Origin of the sequence: Burkholderia sp. IO2, from assembly GCF_029522185.1 — a bacterium.
GTDB classification, from domain to species: Bacteria; Pseudomonadota; Gammaproteobacteria; order Burkholderiales; family Burkholderiaceae; genus Burkholderia; species Burkholderia cenocepacia.
The window spans coordinates 30,950-48,948 of sequence record NZ_JAKWFH010000029.1 but is presented as its reverse complement, the minus strand read 5'-3'; the positions used below and the strand labels follow the sequence as shown (position 1 = coordinate 48,948).

The window sequence follows — 17,999 nt, the reverse complement described above, 5'->3', positions numbered from 1 at the left end:
TTATTGGGTTTCCAGTTCGCCGAGCAGCGCGTCGATTGCGCTCGCCGCATCGGTCGCGCCGCGTGCCGCGCAGGCCGCGTCGATCGCTTCCGCGCAGCGCGCCAGCGTGCGCGTGTCGAACAGCGTGCGCAGCGGCAGCGCCAGGCCCCAGTGCAGGTTGGCCTGCGCGTGGGCCTGCGTCGCGAGCAGCGAATGGCCGCCGAGCAGGAAGAAATCGCCGTCGCGGCCGATCGCGTCCACGTGCAGCACGCGTTGCCAGATGTCGGCGAGCGCGCGCTCGGTGTCGGTCGCGAGTTCGACGGCGTCGGCCGCTTCACGCACCGGCGCGGGTAGCGCATGGCGATCGCACTTGCCGTTCGGCGTGACCGGCAATGCGTCGAGCTCGATCAGCTGCGACGGCACCATGTACGCCGGCAGTTGCGCGCGCAGCGCGTCGAGCAGCGCCGCACGGTCGAGCGGGCCGGCCTCGCCGCGGGCGACATAGCCGATCAGTTGCTCGTCGCGCACGATCACGACCGCATCGTTGACGCCCGGCGCCGCGCGCAGCAGCGCCTCGATCTCGCCCGGCTCGATCCGCTGGCCGCGCAGCTTCACCTGCGTGTCGACCCGGCCGAGGTAGTCGAGCGCGCCGTCCGCGCGCCGGCGCGCGAGGTCGCCGGTGCGGTACATGCGGGCGCCCGGCACGAACGGATCGGGTACGAACCGCTCGGCGGTCAGCGCGGGACGGCCGAGATAGCCGCGCGCGAGGCCCGCGCCCGCGAGATACAGTTCGCCGGTCGCGCCGGCCGGCACCGGCTGCCACGCGGCATCCAGCACGTGCAGTTGCAGGTTCGCGATCGGATGGCCGATCGGCACCGCGACCGCTTGCGCGTCGTCGGGCCCGCAGGTCCAGTGCGACACGTCGATCGCGGCCTCGGTCGGCCCGTACAGGTTCACGAGCGTCGCGTTCGGCAACAGGCGCGCCATCTTCGCGACGAGCTCGGGCGCCAGCGCCTCCCCGCTCGCGACGATCAGGCGCACGCTGTCGCATTGCGCGGCGGCCGAGAAATCGTCGAGATGCGCGGCGAACGCGGCGAGCATCGACGGCACGAAATGCAGCACCGTCACGCCGTGCGCGTGGATTGCGGCAGCCAGACGCGCCGGATCGCGGTGGTCGCCGGGCGCGGCGATCGCGAGCTTCGCACCGATCGCGAGCGGCCACACGAATTCCCACACCGACACGTCGAAGCCGAACGGCGTCTTGTGCAGCACGACGTCGTCGCCCGTCAGCCGGTACGCATGCTGCATCCACGCGATCCGGTTCGCGAGCGCGCCGTGCGTGTTGCCGGCGCCCTTCGGCTTGCCGGTCGAGCCGGACGTGTAGATCAGGTACGCGAGCTGCGCGTCGTCGATCGCCGCGGTTTCATCGGCGACATCGTCCGCTTCGTCGGCCAGCAGATCCGCGACCGTCAGCAACTGCGTGTCGGCGCCCTCGCCCAGCGCGGCCTCGACCTGCTCGCGCAGATGCGCCTGCGTGATCGCGACGGCCGGCCGCGCGTCGCGCAGCAGGTATGCGATGCGCTCGGCCGGATAGTCGGGATCGACCGGCAGGTACGCGGCGCCGGCCTTCAGCACGCCGACGAGCGCCATCACCATGTCGAACGAACGCTCGACGCACAGCGCGACCGGTGTGTCGGGCCGCACGCCGCGCCGGCGCAGCGCGGCCGCGATGCGCGACGTGGCGGCGTCGAGTTCGCGATAGGTCGCGCGCTGCACGCGGCCGTGAGTGTCCGCGTACTCGAGTGCGATCGCGTCGGGCGTCGCGCGTGCCGCATCGACGAATTGCAGGTGCAGCGGCTGCCGTTGCCCGGGCGGCCAGGTCCGCGCGGTGTCCTGCGCACGTACCAGCGCGTCGCGGGTCGCCTCATCGGCGATCGACAACGTGCCGAGCCGCGCGTCCGGCGTGCGGGCCAGCGCATCGAGCGCGCAGGCAAACGCGCGATGCCAGGTCTCGACTTGACGCGCATCGACGCGTGCGGTGTCGTACCCGTAGTCGATCGTCAGTTCGGCGCCGCTCTCGATCACGAGCGTCAGCGCGAAATCGGTCGCTTCGATGCTGCGCACGCCGCTCAACGCCAGCGCGCGCGGATCGGCGTCGCGCACCGACTCGTCGACCGGATAGTTCTCGAACACGACCAGCGTGTCGAACAGTGCGCCGCCCGACCCGCGCGCCCAGCGCTGGATGTCGGCGAGCGGCGTGTGCGCGTGTTCGGCGGCGGCCGCGTTCTCGCGCTGCAGCGTGTGCAGCCAGTCGGCCGCACGTTGCTGCGGCGCCGGCGCGGTGATGACCGGCAGCGTGTTGATGAAAAGACCGAGCACCGAATCGACGTCCGCGAGCGCATCGGGACGGCCCGCGACGGTCGCGCCGAACGCGACGGCCGGCTGGTGCGTCATCCGTTGCAGCGCGAGCGCCCACGCGCCCTGCACCAGCGTGTTGACGGTCAGCTTCAGCGCGCGGGCGGTCTGCGCGACGCGCGTCATCGTGTCGGCATCGAGCGTCGCGCGCCACGTGACCATCTCGGCTTCCGCGCGGTCGGCCGTGCGTTCCGCGATCAGCGTCGGTGCGTCGAGCCGTGCCAGGCGCCCGGTCCAGAAGCGCTCGTCGGCATCGCGGTCACGCGTGCCGAGCCATGCGATGAAATCGCGATAGCGCAATGCCGGACGGCTCGCGAACGGCGACACGGCGTCCGGGTCGCGATAGTCGCGCAGCACGTCGGCGAGCAGGCGCGCGGTGCTCCAGCCGTCGAGCAATACGTGGTGACGCGTCCAGACGACCCGCCACGCGTCGTCCGTCACGCGGATCAGCGTGAGCCGCATCAGCGGCGGCTCGCGCCAGTCGAAGCCGCGCGTGCGGTCGGCCGCGAGCCAGGCGTCGAAATCGGCGTCGAGCGTGTCGCCGCGCGTGCGCCAGTCGAGCTGTTCGACCGGCATGCGCGCGTGACGATGCACGCACTGCAGCGGCGCGGCTTCGTCCGGCATCACGCTCGTGCGCAGGATGTCGTGACGCGCGATGGACGCGTCGAACGCGGCCGCGAGCCGGTCGGCGTCGAGCGCCGTCGCGGTCGCGACGAGCTGGTTCACGTAGCTCGCGTGGCCGGGCGCGAACAGCGCATGGAACAGGATGCCCTGCTGCATCGGCGACAGCGGATACACGTCGTCGATCGTGCGCCAGTCGAGCGGCGCGTGTTCGATCGCGCCCTGCGTGAGGCCGGCGGCCTGCGCGAGCGGGAAATCGCCGGGCGTCGCGCCGGCGCCGCGATGCGCGACGCGTGACGCGCAGGCGTCGACGAGTTCGCGCAGCGCGGCCGCGAAGCGTTCGGCGAATGCGTCGATCGTCGCGCGTTCGAATTGCGGCGCACCGTAGACCCAATGGACCTTCAGCGTGCGCGCGCCGTCGCCGTCCGTGTCGAGGTACGCATGGATCGCGAGCGTGTTGCCGAGCGGCCCTCGGGGATCGCGCTCGATGCCCGTGCCGCCGAAGCGCGGGACGAGTGTCGCATCGCGCGGCGCGTCGAACTGGCCGAGATAGTTGAACGTGACGCGCGGGCGCGGCACGGCGGCCAGCGCCGCGCGCGTGGCTGCATCGCCATAGTGTGCGAGCACGCCGAAGCCGAGCCCCTTGTGCGGCACCGCGCGCAGCGTGTCCTTGACCGCGCACAGCGTGTCGCGGGCCGTCGCTGCGACCGGCAGCGTCACCGGGTAATGGCTCGTCAGCCAGCCGATCGTGCGGCTGGCGTCCGCATCGTCGAACAGCGCTTCGCGGCCGTGTCCTTCCAGTTCGACCCGGCACGATGCGGCGCCGCGCGCGCCGGCCAGCGCCAGCGCGAGCGCCGCGCCGAGCAGCTCGATCGTCTGCGTGCGATAGGCCGCGTGCGCGTCGGTCAGCGCGGCGCGCGTCAATGCCGCGTCGATCGTCTGCACGACGACGGCCGCATCGGCGTTCGTCGCCGCCGCGTCGGGGTGATCGGCCACGATGTCGTCGCCCTGTGCCATGCCGGCCCAGTAGGCGGCTTCGGCCGCGAACGGCGACGCCGGTTCCGTTGCCGCGCGGGCGAGCCGTGCGGCCCAGGCGTCCGCGCGCAGGCCGGGCTGCGACAGGCGAACCGGCGTGCGCTCGCATGCGGCGCGATAGGCGCTGTCCAGGTCGTCGAGCAGGATGCGCCACGACACGCCATCGACGATCGCGTGGTGAATCGCGAGATAAAGCCGGGTCGAACCGTCCGGCAGCCGTGCCGCGCACGCGCACGCGAGCGGCCCGTTGCCGAGGTCGAGACGGCGCTGCAGCGCGTCGAAGCGTGCCAGCGCGTCGGCGTCGTCGCGTGCGGCGACTTCCACGAACGGCAGCGCATCGTACGGTTTCGCCGCATCGCTCGCGTGCCACGTGCCGTCGGCGCCGCGTGCGAAGCGCTGGCGGAATGCATCGTGATGCGTGAGCACCGCGTCGAATGCGCGGGCGAATGCGTCTGCATCGAACGCGCCCCGCACATCGAACGACACCGACTGGTTCCAGTGGCCGCGGTGCGGGATATCGAGCGCGAAGAAGCGCTGCTGCGCGGGCGTCAGGATCGCGGCGGCAGCCGGCGAGGCCGTGGCAGCCGCAGTCGCGGTCGGAACCGCGCTCGCCGGCTGCGCGGCAACGGCCGTGTCGTCGGTTTTCGCCACGCGCGCGAGTTCGGCGACGGTCGGCCCGTCGAACAGTTGCTTCGGCGTGAAGCGCACGCCGCGCTTGCGCGCACGGGCGATCACCTGCAGCACGAGGATCGAATCGCCGCCGAGTTCGAAGAAGTTGTCGTCGCGTCCGACCTTCGGCGCCTTCAGCACGGCCTGCCAGACGTCGGCGAGCACCGTTTCGACCGCGCCCTGCGGCGCATCGCTGGATGCGACTACAACCGGCACGGCTGCGAGTTCGCGCAACGCCGCGCGATCGATCTTGCCGTTCGCGGTCACCGGCAGGCGCGCCAGTGCGACGAACTGCGCGGGCACCATGTAGTCGGGCAGCTTCGCGGCGAGCGCCGCGCGCACCGCGGCTTCGTCGAATGCCGCGCCGTCGCGCATCACGACGAAGGTCGCGAGCCGCAGGCGGCCATCGTGCTCGATCGCGAGCGTTTCGGCCTGCGCGATCGGGCCGGCCGCACGCACGGCCGCACTCACCTCGCCCGGCTCGACGCGGTAGCCGCGAATCTTCACCTGATCGTCGATCCGGCCGAGGAACGCGAGGCGTCCGTCCGTACGCAGCCGTACGCGGTCGCCCGTGCGATACAGCCGTGCGCCGGGCGTGAACGGATCGGGCACGAAGCGCTCGGCGGTTTGCGCCGGGCGTCCGAGGTAGCCGCGCGCGACGCCCGGCCCGCCCAGATACAGCTCGCCCGTCGCGCCGGCCGGCACGCACGCGCCGAACGCGTCGAGCACCAGCGCGCGCGCATTCGGCAGCGGCAGCCCGAGCGGCACGCCGCTCGCGGGATCGCGCGCGTCGGCGGCAATCGACGCCGTATCGCACGCGAGCGCGCCGACCGTCGCTTCGGTCGGCCCGTAATGGTTGATCACGCGGCACGCCGACGCGAGCGCGGCCAGGCGCGCGACGAGCGCCCACGTGAGCGTTTCGCCGCCCGTCACGAGCGCGTGGCGCGGCAGCACGTCGGCCGGCACGCGCGCGTCGAGCAACGCCTGCAGATGGCTCGGCACGATCTTCAGCACGCCGACTTCACGGCGGCGCATTTCGTCGGCGAACAGGTCAGGATCGAATGCGCAAGCGGCCGGCAGCAGATGGAGCGTACGGCCCGCGCACAATGCGCCGAACAGCGTCGTGTGGCCGAGATCGGCCGCGACCGTCGACACCATTGCGAACGACGCATCGGGCGCGAACGCGAGTTCGTCGAGCATCCCCTGCACGTAGTCGGCCAGCGCGCCATGCGATACGACGACGCCCTTCGGCGTGCCGGTCGAGCCGGACGTATAGATCAGGTATGCACCCTGTTCCGGGTGCGGCGCAACGCGCACGCCGGCCGCATGAGCGAGCGTCGCGTCCTGCGCGAGCGCGTCGACGTCGAGCGGCTGCGCGTCGATGCCGGCTGGCCACGCGGCCGGTTCCGCGACGAGCGCCCAGCGCGCGTCGCAGTCGGCGGCAGCCGCGGCGAGACGCGCGGCGGGCTGGGCGGGATCGAGCAGCACGGCGAGCGCGCCGGCTTTCAGCGCGCCGAGCAGGCCGACGACGAACCGTGTCGAGCGCTCGATGCAGACCACGACGGCCGCTTCGGCGGCCACGCCGCGTTGTGCCAGTGCCCGTGCGATGCGGTTCGATGCGTCGTCGAGTTCCGCGAACGTCAGCGAAGTCGATGCATCCGACAGCGCGACGCGATGCGGATAGGCAGCCGCCTGCCGCGCGAATGCGGCGACGATGTCGGCATGCTCGATACGCAGCGCGCGACCGTCGCGCGGCTGGCGCGATGCAGCCGACGCATCGCACGGCAGCGCGGCCGTCGTATGCTGCGGAGCGTGCGCGGCCGCGCCGACGAGCGCCGCATAGCTGTCGAGCCACGCACGCGCGGTATCGGCATCGATGCAGTCGGTCGCATAGGCCGCGACCAGTTCGATCCCGTTCGCATCGTCGGTGAAATCCAGCGCGAAGTCGAAGCGCGCGGCGAGATCGGGCCCCGGCGTCGCGACCGCCGTGGCGCGCGGCAGCACGCTGTCGTGCCGTGCGTCGAACTGCTGCGCGAATTTCACGCGCAGCCATTCGTCGCCGCGCTTGACGGGCGGCTTCACCGCATCGACGACGCGCTCGAACGGCACGTCCTGGTGCGCGACCGCATCGAGCGCCGCGGTGCGCGCCGCGTCGACGAGCTCGCGGAACGGCAGCGTCGGCGCCACGCGTACCCGCAGCGCGACCGTATTCAGGAACAGACCCAGCAATGCACGCGTTTCGGGGCGCTGGCGATGCGCGACCGGCACCGCGACGACGACGTCCGTTTCACCGGTCACGCGCGACAGCCACGCGTCGAGCGCGGCCAGCAGCACCGTGAAGACGGTCGCCTGGGCGTCCCGTGCGAGTTGCCGCACGTCGGCCGCGACCGCATCGGGCAGGCGCACCGACACGCGGGCGCCCTGCAGCGTGCGCGTGGCGCCCGGCTGGCGGTCGACCGGCAACGCGAGCGGGCCCGGCACGTCGCGCAACGCGCCGCGCCAGTAGTCGAGCTGACGCTCGCCCTCGCCGCCGGCCAGCATGTCGCGCTGCCAGTCCGCGTAGTCGGCGTACTGGATCGGCAGATCGGGCAGCGACGGCTCGCGCCCTTCGGCATACGCGCAATACGCGGCCGACAGTTCGTCGAACGCGCAGCGCGAGCTCCAGCCGTCGGTGATCGCGTGATGCGCGGTCAGCAGCAGCCGGTGACGGTCGTCGGCGAGCACGACCAGCGTCGCGCGCAGCAGCGGGCCGCGTGCGAGGTCGAACGGCTCGGCCGCATCGCGCTCGGCCAGACGCGCGGCGTGCGCGTCGCGGGCGGCCGGCGGTTGATCGCGCAGGTCGACCGTGGCGATCGACACCGGCAAATGCGCATGAATCCGCTGCATCACGACGCCGTCGTCGTTGTCGACGAGCGTCGTGCGCCACGCTTCGTGACGGCCGATCACGTGATCGAGCGCGCGCTGCAGCGCGTCGCGGTCGAGCACGCCGTCGATCGTCCAGTGTGCGGCGATGTGATACGCGGCGCTTGCGTCGCGCGTTTGCGCGAGCACCCAGAAACGTTGCTGCGCGAGCGATGCCGCGCGATCGACGTACGGCGCGGCCACGGCGGCCGGCGCACGGCGCGCGGTAATCGTGGCGAGCGGTTCGCCGGTCTCGCGTTCCGCACGGTCGACCGTGTCGGCCAGCTCGGCGAGCGCCGGATCGGCGAACAGCGTATCGAGCCGCAGATTCACACGAACGGCCGCACGAATCGCGGCCTGCAACTGCATCGTGGCGAGCGAATCGGCGCCCAGCGCGAAGAAACGATCGTCGCGCGACGGCATGACGTCGAGGCCCAGCAGCGTCTGCCAGAGACCGGCGATCTGCCGTTCGGTCGGCGTGCGCGGCGCATCGCCGGCGGCTTGCGTCGTATCGCGCGCAGCGGCAATCCGCTCGCGCAGCGCGGCACGGTCGAGCTTGCCGTTCAGCGTGTACGGCAGCGCATCGCAACGCACGAACCGGTGCGGCTGCCACGCAGCCGGCAACTGCGCGGCCACGTGCGCCTTCAACGCGGCATCGTCGGCCGCCGCGCGCAGCGCGACGCATGCGATCAGCCGCGTCGGCCCGTTGGCGGTTTCGGCGATGACGGCCGCGTCCGCCACGGCCGGGTGCGAGCGCAGGCACGCGGCGATTTCCGCCGGCTCCACGCGCACGCCGCGCACCTGGACCTGATCGTCGAGGCGGCCCAGATAATCGTATGCGCCGTCGTCGCGCAGGCGTGCCAGGTCGCCGGTGCGATAAACGCGCGCGCCGGGCTCACCGTCCGCATCGGGAACGAAACGTTCGGCCGTGAGCGCCGGGCGGCCGTGATAACCGCGGGCGACGCACACACCGCCGAGCAGCAGTTCGCCCACGCCATCGGCTGCCGCGCCGTCGATGCGTGCGGCCCGCGGGCCGATCACGCTACCGATCGGCAACGACGCATACGCGTCGTCCGCGGCCAGCACCGGCGTCTCGCCCGGCTCGACCGGCCACAGCATCGGCGAGATCACGGCCTCGGTCGGCCCGTAACCGTTGATCAGGCGCACGGCCGGGAACGTGCGGCGCACGAATTCGAATGCCTGCTGCGGCAGCGCCTCGCCGCCGAACGCGAGCACGCGCAATGCCGGCGGCACGCCGTCGCGCGCGGCGACGGCCGCGAATTCACGCAGGTACGCAGGCGGAAACGCGGCGACGTTGACTGCTTCGCGCACCATCAGCGCATGCGCGTCGACCGGCGCGAACGGCTGCGGCGGCGCGACGACGATGCCGGCGCCGACCGCGAGCGGCGCGAGCCAGCATTCGTGCGCGGCGTCGAAGTTGACCGACGCGAAATGCAGCAGACGGTCGCCGGCCTCGATCGGCAGCGCGGCGGCAAGCGCGTCGCAGTGCGCGGCGAGCGGCCCGTGCTCGACGACCACCGCCTTCGGCGTGCCGGTCGAGCCCGACGTGTAGATCATGTAGGCGGCCGAACGCGGGTGCACGGCCACGGTGTCGTCATCGAACGCGTGATCCTGCGCGACGCCCGATGCGTCGGCGGTCGCGTCGAACGCGTGTTCGAACGGCGTGCCGAGCGCCGCGCGGCCGGCGGTGTCGACGATGCCGTGCCGCAGTTGCGCATCCTGCACGATCCAGTCGAGGCGCGCGGCCGGATGGCGCGGATCGAGCGGCACGAATACGCCGCCCGCCTTCAGCACGGCCAGCAGCGCGACGAACAGTTCGCCCGAACGCTCGACGCACACGCCGACCCGCACTTCGGCGCCGACACCGGCCGCGCGCAGTTGCCGCGCGAGCTGCGATGCACGTGCGTCGAGCGCACCGCGCGACAGGCGCAGGTCGTTCTGGAAAGGCACCGCGATGGCGGGTGCGTCGGGCGCGAGGCGCGCCAGTTCGCGGATTCGGTGATGCAGCGCAGTCGGGAAACTCGTCATGTGCGTGAAGTCCTTCGGTCCGGCCGCTTCGGCCAAGTCTCGGGGCCGCTTGGGGCGGCTTCACTGGTGTGACGAACGGCGCGGCCGATTTTTTACCGTTTTGCGTGCAAAGTGCGTGCGGCGGCTTTTTTTGACGATGGGGCTAAATATTTGCGCGGCCCGTTCGTCTATCAGGGAGGAAAGCCGGGAATGGGGCGCGCCCCCCGCCCGCCGCTTTCGCGTCAGATTTGCCGTTTCCGCTTGATTGCCTGCCTTCCCTTTACCGACGTTGCCGATGACAGCCGCCCACGAGCCTTCTTCCCCGCCGTCCCTCGACGCTTCCCACGGCCGCCCCGCGGCGCGCCTGATCCTTGCGCTGCTGCGCGAAAGCCGTGTGTCGCTCACGCTGGCGCTCACCGCCTGCGTGCTGAACGGCGTCGCGAGCGTGCTGCTCGTCGCGACGCTGAACCGCGCGCTGTCGCAACCGGGCGCCGCCGATGCGTCGCTCGCGTGGCGCTTCGCGCTGTGCGCGGTGATCGCGCTCGTCACGCGGATCGTGTCGGGCACGCTGTTCGCCCGCCTGTCGCAGGACACGATGGCGCGGCTGCGCGTGCATCTGGCGCGGCGCGTCGGCGCGGCCGAATTGCGCGACATCGAGCGGATCGGCGCCGCGCCCGTGCAGTCGGTGCTGACCGACGACGCGACCAACGTGTCGATGCTGTTCTTCGCGCTGCCGAACCTCGTCATGCACGGCTCGATCGTGTTCGGCTGCCTCGGCTATCTGGCGTGGCTGTCGTGGCCCGTGTGCCTGCTGGCGCTGGCCGCGATCATCGCCGGCTCGCTCGGCTATCACACCGGCGACCGCCGCGCGATCGCGTCGCTCGAAGCCGCCGGCCACGCGCAGGACCGCCTGTTCGGCTATCTCGGCTCGCTGTTCTCCGGCGCGAAGGAGCTGAAGCTGCACGATGCGCGCGCCCGCCAGTTCGTCGACGGCCAGCTCGGCGCCGCAATCGGCGAAGTGCGCGACCACCGACGCCGCGCGTTCAGCGCGTATGCGGTCGGGGTCGGCTGGATCATCTTCCTGTTCTACGTGTTCCTCGGCGTCGCGTCGTTCTGGCCGCAGCTCGGCGTGCATGCCGACCCGGCCGCGGCCGCCGGCTACGTCGTCGTGTTCCTGTTCATGCTGGTGCCGCTCGACGGCCTGCTGAACAACCTGCCGACCGTCAACGCGGCGCGCGTGTCGCTCACGCGGATCGAAGGCGTGATGGCCGAGTTCGGCGCGCTGCGCACGGTGCCGCCCGCGGCCGATGCGCCCGACGTGCCGCCGGCCGGCGCCGTCACGCTGCGCGGCGTCACGCACGCGTACTTCCACGAACGCGACGAACGGATGTTCAGCATCGGGCCGATCGACCTGACGATCAAGCCGGGCGAGCTCGTGTTCATCGTCGGCGGCAACGGCAGCGGCAAGACCACGCTCGCGAAGGTGCTGACGGGGCTCTACGAGCCCGAGCAAGGCACGATCGAGGTCGACGGCCGCACGATCGGCTGGCGCGAGCGCGCGGCCTACCGGCAGCGCTTCAGCGCGGTGTTCAACGATTTCCACCTGTTCGATGCGCTGCTCGGCATCGTCGATCCCGACGATCCGTCGCGTGCGCAGGCCGATGCGCGAGCGAACGCGCTCGTCGCGAAACTCGCGCTCGATCACAAGGTGAAGGTGGTCGACGGCGCGTTCTCGACGCGCGCGCTGTCGACCGGGCAGCGCAAGCGGCTCGCGCTCGTCGTCGCGTACCTGGAAGATCGTCCGTTCTACCTGTTCGACGAATGGGCGGCCGACCAGGACCCGTCGTTCAAGGCGGTGTTCTACGAACAATTGCTGCCCGAGCTGCGCGCGCGCGGCAAGGCCGTGATCGTGATCACGCACGACGACCGCTACTTCGATCTCGCCGACCGTCTGCTGAAGCTCGACAACGGGCGCATCGTCAGCGACACGCAACCGGCGCGCCTGCGTGCGCAGGATGGCGTCGATGCGCTGAGCGCGTAACACGACGACAGTCGATGAAAAAATCGCCGGCACGCTGCAGTGGCAGTGTGCCGGCGATGGTCGTTTCAGCGGGGAGTTCAGCCGCTGACGTGTGGCGACCAGGAAAGGCGGACGCCATGCGTCGTCGGGCCGATCACAACGCCCTGCCCGTCAAACGTCGCATCGCCTGCGGCTCGACGCGCACCGCGCGCTCAACGCACGGCCGGCAGCTTCAGCATCGTATCGGTCATCACGTCGGCCAGCTTCAGCGCCGACATCGGCCCGCCGAACCCCCAGATGTTGCGCTCGATCAGCGCGATCCGATGGTCCTTCAACGCGGGCACGAAGCGCCACACCGGCGAATCGAGTTTGGTCGACAACGGCACGTCCATCCCCGACGCGGTCACGAATAGCACGGCGAGGTCGCGCTGCCGCAGCAGATCGGCCGACGTCACGTATAGCGTGCCTTCCCGCGTCGGCTTCTTCGGCCACGGATCGAGCCCGAGCGCCCGCGCGAGGCCCGCCGACGTGCTGTTGCCCGTATACGCCCAGTAACGATCGGGCAAGCCGAGATCCTGCAGCAGCGCGACGCGCTCGCCGTGGCGGCCGGCGGCCGCGAGCCGCGCCGCGTTGCGCGCGATGCCGGCGTCGAGTTGCGCTTCGACCGCCTGCGCGCGCGCGTCGCGCCCCGTCACCGCACCGATCGTCCGGAAGATCTGCCGCATCCAGTCGAGCTGCGTGACCGGTACGCCGCCTTCCGACACGTTCGGGCTGAACTGGAACAGGATCGTCGGCGCGATCCGGTCGAGTGCGTCGAAGATCGGCGCATGCCGGAAGCCGACGCCGATGATGAGATCCGGCTTGACCGCCGCGATCGCCTCGAGTCCCGGCTCCTGCCGCGAGCCGATGTCGGTCACGTGCGCGAGCTGCTCGCTGCGGTAGCCGAGCCAGCCCGGGTAGAACGCCGTATCGGCCATCCCGGCCGGCACGAGGTCGAGCGCGATCACGCTTTCCGCGAACATGAAGTCGAGCGCGACCACGCGCTGCGGCCGCACGGGCATCTTCGCGCTGGCCTGCGACACGACGGGATTGCCGGCCAGCGACACGCCGCCGTGCGCACCGCCTGCGCCTCCGGCCGCGGAAACGGCAGCCGCCGCCGATGCGGGAAATGCACCGCAGCACACGGCGCCGAGTGCCGCCGCGAGCGCACCGAGCGCATGCCGGCGGCCGGCGTGCGTCACCGGATCGCGTCCTGCTCGGCCAGCGCCGCGTCGTCCATCGTCAGTAGCAGGGGGCAGCTTCCACACAGTTGCGTTTCTCCAGGAATTTCGTAGCGCAGGCAGCACACGCGGCGCGCGCGAAACGGCGTCGGCAGCAGCGGCGAGCGCGGCACGGCATCGCGCACGGGCATGCGCAGCGGATTCGATTCGCCACGCATGCAGGTCGAACCGAACAGCCAGTGCGCGTCGCCGACGGGATCGGCCGCGCACGGCCACGAACGACAGGTATCGAGCAGGTAGTCGAGCAGATTGCCCGCGTTGCTCCACAGCACGCGCGGCGTGACGCGGCCCATCGCCGCGAGCAGATCGATCACCGCGCCGAGATGCGCGATCAGCCCCGCATAGCGCGGCGCGGGATCGTCGCACGGCGCGCCGAGCGCATCCGCCGCGAAATACAGCGCGGCCGGCATCCCGTCGTCGAGCGCAACGAACGTGCGCTCGGGCGTCATGTCGAGCGGCCGGCCGAGCGTCAGCGCGGCGACGACACCGGCCGGTGCCGCGCGGCCGAAATAGTATTTGCTCCATTGCGACATCAGCGCGCGCGCATGCTGCGCCGGATCGCCGCCGTAATGGTCGACCATCGCGGCGAGCACGGCGTCGCGGTGCGCGGGCAACGCGCTGACGGGCACGACGACGCGGCCCGGCCCATGCGCGTCGTCGGGCATGCCGAGCCACACGACGTCGAGGTGTTCGGCGAACGGTGGCGGCGCGAACGCCGAAAAGCGCGTGGCGCGCGCGCCGTCGAGCGCCGGCGTCATCGTCCCGCGCGCCGGGCGCGGCGCCCCTCGAGAATCAGCAGCCCCAGCAGGTACGGCGCGCCGATCAGCGCGGTCAGCACGCCGGCCGGCACTTCGCGCGGCGCGACGACGGTGCGCGCCGCGAGATCCGCCAACCCGAGGATCAGCGCGCCGCACGCCGCCGCGAGCCACAGCCGCGTGCGATGCCGGCGCGCGCCGAGCATCGTCGCGACGTGCGGCGCCATCAGCCCGATGAAGCCGACCGGCCCGACCGCCGCGACGGCCGCGCACGCGGCGAGCGTCGCGATCGTCAGCGCGAGCGGTCGCAGCGCGGCCACCGGCAGGCCGAGCGCGGCCGCCTGGTCGTCACCGAGCGCGAGCATGTCGAGCGGTTTCGCGAGCCACGCGAACACCGGCACCGCGAGCACGCACCACGGCAGCAGCATCGACACCTCGCCCCAGCTGCGGCCGTACGTGCCGCCGACGAGCCACACGACGAAGCGCGCGGGCTGCACGCTTTCCTGCGTGATCAGCCATTGCGCGAGCGTGGTCCACAACGCGCCGATCACGATGCCGGTCAGCGCGACCGCGAGCGGCGCGTAGCGATGCCGGTGATTCAGCGCGAGCGTGATCGCGAGCGACAGCCCGCCGCCGATCAGCGCGGCGGCGGCCAGCGTCACGTGGCCCATCAGCGGCCACGTCGACAACGCGAACAGCGTGACGAGCCCCGCGCCCTGCGTGACGCCGAGCACTTCGGGGCCCGCGAGCGGATTGCGCACGACGCTCTGCATCGCGACGCCGCTGACCGCCAGCAACGCGCCGGCGAGCAGCGCGCACAGCAGGCGCGGCATGCGCAGGTCGATCAGCATGCGCGCGAGCGCATCGTGACCGGACAGCGCGGCGAACCAGCGCGCGGGCGACAGCCACTCGGGGCCGGCCGACACGCCGACCCACACCACCAGCACGCCCGCCACGACGAACAACGCGGTACGCAGCGGCCAGCCGAGCCGTTCGAGCCGTTCGAGCCAGCCGACGAGCCGCGTCGCGCCGCCGCCCGCCGCGCGTTCGGCATCCGCATGCAGCACGCCCGACCACGCGGCGCCGCGCCGGATCATCGCGAGCATCAGCGGCGTGCCGACCAGCGCGATCGCGACGCCGGTCGACAGCGTCGCGTCGAGGCCCGACGCGAGCACCGCGCTGTCGGTGACCAGCACCAGCGCGCCGCCGGCGAGCGCCGACAACGGCACCAGCACGCCGAGCCGCGCCGCACGCGCGCCGCGCACCTGGCGCAGCAGGTTCGGCGCGACGAGGCCGACGTACGACAGCGGGCCCGCGATGCTGACGGCCACGCTCGTGAACGCGACCGCGACGATCGTCGCGGCGAGCCGCGTCGCATCGACGCGCACGCCGGCCGCGGCCGCCGCATCGTCGCCGAGCGCGAGCGGATTCAGCGGCCGGATCACGAACGGCAGCGCGGCGAGCGGCACGACGAGCCAGCGCGCGGCGAGCGCGAGGCCCGTCGCGCCCGGCTGGTACAGGCTGCCGTTGGTCCACAGCGCGGCGCCCGCGATGTTCTGTTCGAAGAACGCGAGCACGAGCGTCGACAGCGCGGCGAACAGCAGCATGCACACACTGCCGGCAAGCACGAGCCGCAACGGCGTCGCGCGCCAGCCACCCGCCGCGACGATCGCGCACGCGGCCGCCGCGAGCCCGCACACGAACAGCAGCGGCACCGACGCGACGCCGGCCAGCGCCGGCACCAGCATCGCCGCGAGCAGGCCGAGCTGGGCGCCGCCCGTCACGCCGAGCAGGTCAGGCGATGCGAGCGGATTGCGCGTGAGCGACTGGAACAGCGCGCCGGCGATGCCGAGGCAGCCGCCCGCGACGAGCGCGGCCGCGACACGCGGCAGATTGAGGTCGAACAGGAACACGTGCGCGAGCGACGCGGCATCGCTGCCGGGCGCCGCGTCCCACCACACGCGCAGATCGGGAGCAATCCGCAGCGCCGCGAGCAGCGCGATCGACGCGACGAGGCCGCACGCAATCGCGCCGGCCCGCCCCGCCGTCGTCCCCTTGCCGGTCGCCGCGAGGCGCTTGCGCATCGCGAACGTCGTCATACTGCGAGATCCCGGTCGAAGACGGCGGACGCCTGCGGCGCGCCGTCGGTCGACGGTCCGTAGGCCGGTACGCACATCGGCGCGCCCGTCTGCGGATGCGCGAGCTTCAGCATCTCGACGCCGAACGCCGCGCGCAACCGCGCCGAGTCGAGCATCGCGTCGGGCGTGCCCTGCGCGACGAGACGGCCCGCGCGCATCAGCACGATCTCGTCGCTGTACGCGGCCGCCTGGTTCAGGTCGTGCAGCACCCACACGATCGTCAGTCCGCGTGCGCGGTTCAGCGCACGCAGCGCATCGAGGATGTCGAGCTGGTGATGAATGTCGAGATAGGTCGTCGGCTCGTCGAGCAGCACGATCGGCGCCTGCTGCGCGAGCGCCATCGCGATCCACGCGCGCTGGCGTTCGCCGCCCGACAGCGCGCCGACGTCGCGCTCCGCATCGTCCGCGAGGCCGCTCGTGTCGAGCGCTTCGTCGATCGCCGCCTGATCGGCCCGCGACAGGCCGCGCAGGAAGCCGCCGTACGCATAGCGCCCGTACGCGACGAGCTCACGGACCGTGAGGCCCGACGGAATCTGGTTGAACTGCGCGAGCATCGTCAGCTCGCGCGCGAGCGCGCGACGGCGAAACGACGCGAGCGGTCGGCCGTTCACTTCGACATGGCCGGCACGCGCGGGTTGCAGGCCCGCCAGCGTGCGCAGCAGCGTGCTCTTGCCGCAGCCGTTCGGTCCGCACAGCGCGGTCACGCGGCCGGCCGCGATCGACAGGTCCAGCCCGTCGATCACGACATGGTCGCGATATCCCACCGACAGCCCGCGCGCGGCAAGCGCGGCGGTACTACGCGTCATCAATCCTCCGTTCGGTCGCGCGGGACCGTGTAACTCTGCGCCATCGCGACGACGACCTTGCGCGGCCCCTCGAACGGGTCGCGGGCATGCGCGGTCAGCATGTTGTCGAGCATCAGCACGTCGCCGGTGCGCCACGGGAACACGATGCGCTGCTGGTCGAGCACGCCGCGGATCTGCGCGAGCGCGTCGGCTTCCAGCGGTTCGCCGTCGCCGTAATACACGTTGCGCGGCACGTTCTCGAGCCCGACCGCGTCGACGAGCGCTTCCTGCATGTCGTCGTCGAGCGCCGACAGGTGAAACAGGTTCGCCTGGTTGAACCATACGCGGTCGCCGGTGCGCGGATGACGCGCGACGGCCTGGCAGCGTTCGCGCGTGCGCAGCAGCAGTTCGCCGTCATCGTCGGTGCGCCACGCGCATTCGATGCCGCGCGCCGCGCACATCCGCTCGACCTCGGCCGGCTCGTCGGTGCCGAACGACTGCTGCCACGGCAAGTCGAGCCCCTGCCCGAAATTGCGCACGTACAGCAGCTCGCGCTTCTCGAAGCGCGCGACGAGCGCCGGATCGAGCGCGCGGTACACGGCACGGCTGTCCGCGATCGGCGTCGCCCCGCCCTTCGGCGCGGCAAGCGCGCAGTGGAACCAGATCCGCAGCGGCCATTCGCGCGTGTACGACTGCTCGTTGTGCAGCGGAATCGCGCGGTGCGGCGGGTATTCGGTCGACGTGTAGACCGCGCCTTCGACCTGGCTGCGCGGCGTCGACGCGTATTCATAGCCGATCAGCGGATCGCCGAACGAGGCCGCGAATTGCTGGAACGCATCGATCGACGGCACGTGAAAGCCCGTGAACAGCACGCCGCCCGCCCGTTCGAGCGTGTCGGCCGCGATCTCGCGCGCCAGCGGCGCGACGTCGTCGATCGACATCCCGTCGTTGCCGCGCGGCGACACGACGGTGGGCAGCCCCGGCTCGATACGCAGGTCGTCGAGCGTCGGCAACGAAAGCAGGGTCATGCAACGTCCTCTTCAGGTGGCGCGCCGCACACGCGGCGCAGCAGGTCATGACGCGCGCGTCGCGCGCTCGCCGTCCATCGCGCGGCGCAGGCTCGCGGGGCGCATGTCGGTCCAGACCGTCTCGATGTGCGCGAGACAGTCGGCCTTCGGGCCGCTCACGCCGACTTCGCGCCAGCCGGCCGGCACCGGCCGGAACGTCGGCCAGATCGAATACTGTTCTTCGTCGTTGATGACGACCGTATAGACGAGATCGTCGGTGTCGGCGGAAGGCGTCGGGGCTTGCGTCATGATCGGAAATCGCTGGGCGGTTGAAGGAGGCGAAGCGGCGTATTCGGCCGCTCCTGT

8 protein-coding genes are annotated in these 17,999 nt (G+C 71.9%); 1 reads left to right on the top strand and 7 read right to left on the bottom strand.

Annotated features, from left to right (window positions below; translation table 11 throughout):
* Nucleotides 1-9,669, bottom strand: coding sequence for a non-ribosomal peptide synthetase (locus tag MMB92_RS19625; RefSeq protein WP_277562867.1), 9,669 nt, complete (start codon nt 9,667-9,669; stop codon nt 1-3).
* Between the two features lie 274 nt (nt 9,670-9,943).
* Between MMB92_RS19625 and MMB92_RS19620 the strand changes: the two genes are divergently transcribed.
* Nucleotides 9,944-11,689 carry a cyclic peptide export ABC transporter gene (locus tag MMB92_RS19620; protein WP_200064046.1) on the top strand — a complete coding sequence of 582 codons (1,746 nt, stop codon included), beginning with the start codon at nt 9,944-9,946 and terminating at the stop codon, nt 11,687-11,689.
* Nucleotides 11,690-11,880: 191 nt separating this feature from the next.
* Here the strand turns inward: MMB92_RS19620 and MMB92_RS19615 are convergent, their stop codons facing one another.
* Genes MMB92_RS19615 through MMB92_RS19590 form a run of 6 tightly spaced genes read right to left on the bottom strand, consistent with a single transcriptional unit; the run spans nt 11,881 to nt 17,942 of the window.
* On the bottom strand, nt 11,881-12,909 hold the full coding sequence (locus MMB92_RS19615) for an iron-siderophore ABC transporter substrate-binding protein (RefSeq protein WP_006492070.1): 1,029 nt from the start codon (nt 12,907-12,909) through the stop codon (nt 11,881-11,883).
* Entirely contained in the window at nt 12,906-13,706 is an 801-nt protein-coding gene (fhuF, locus tag MMB92_RS19610; protein WP_059723580.1) for a siderophore-iron reductase FhuF, read from the bottom strand. Before fhuF ends, MMB92_RS19615 begins: the two co-directional genes overlap by 4 nt.
* Nucleotides 13,703-15,802, bottom strand: a complete 2,100-nt coding sequence (fhuB, locus tag MMB92_RS19605; RefSeq protein ID WP_205671234.1) for a Fe(3+)-hydroxamate ABC transporter permease FhuB — start codon at nt 15,800-15,802, stop codon at nt 13,703-13,705. Before fhuB ends, fhuF begins: the two co-directional genes overlap by 4 nt.
* Nucleotides 15,799-16,647, bottom strand: a complete 849-nt coding sequence (locus MMB92_RS19600; protein ID WP_277562866.1) for an ABC transporter ATP-binding protein — start codon at nt 16,645-16,647, stop codon at nt 15,799-15,801. Before MMB92_RS19600 ends, fhuB begins: the two co-directional genes overlap by 4 nt.
* Nucleotides 16,647-17,654 (bottom strand): TauD/TfdA family dioxygenase, encoded by a 1,008-nt coding sequence (locus MMB92_RS19595; protein WP_006486082.1) that lies wholly within the window; start codon nt 17,652-17,654, stop codon nt 16,647-16,649. The genes MMB92_RS19600 and MMB92_RS19595 overlap by 1 nt, the downstream gene beginning before the upstream one ends.
* A gap of 45 nt (nt 17,655-17,699) precedes the next feature.
* A complete protein-coding gene (locus tag MMB92_RS19590) occupies nt 17,700-17,942 on the bottom strand; it encodes an MbtH family NRPS accessory protein (protein ID WP_006476052.1) in 243 nt (80 codons plus the stop codon).
* Nucleotides 17,943-17,999 lie beyond the last annotated feature (57 nt).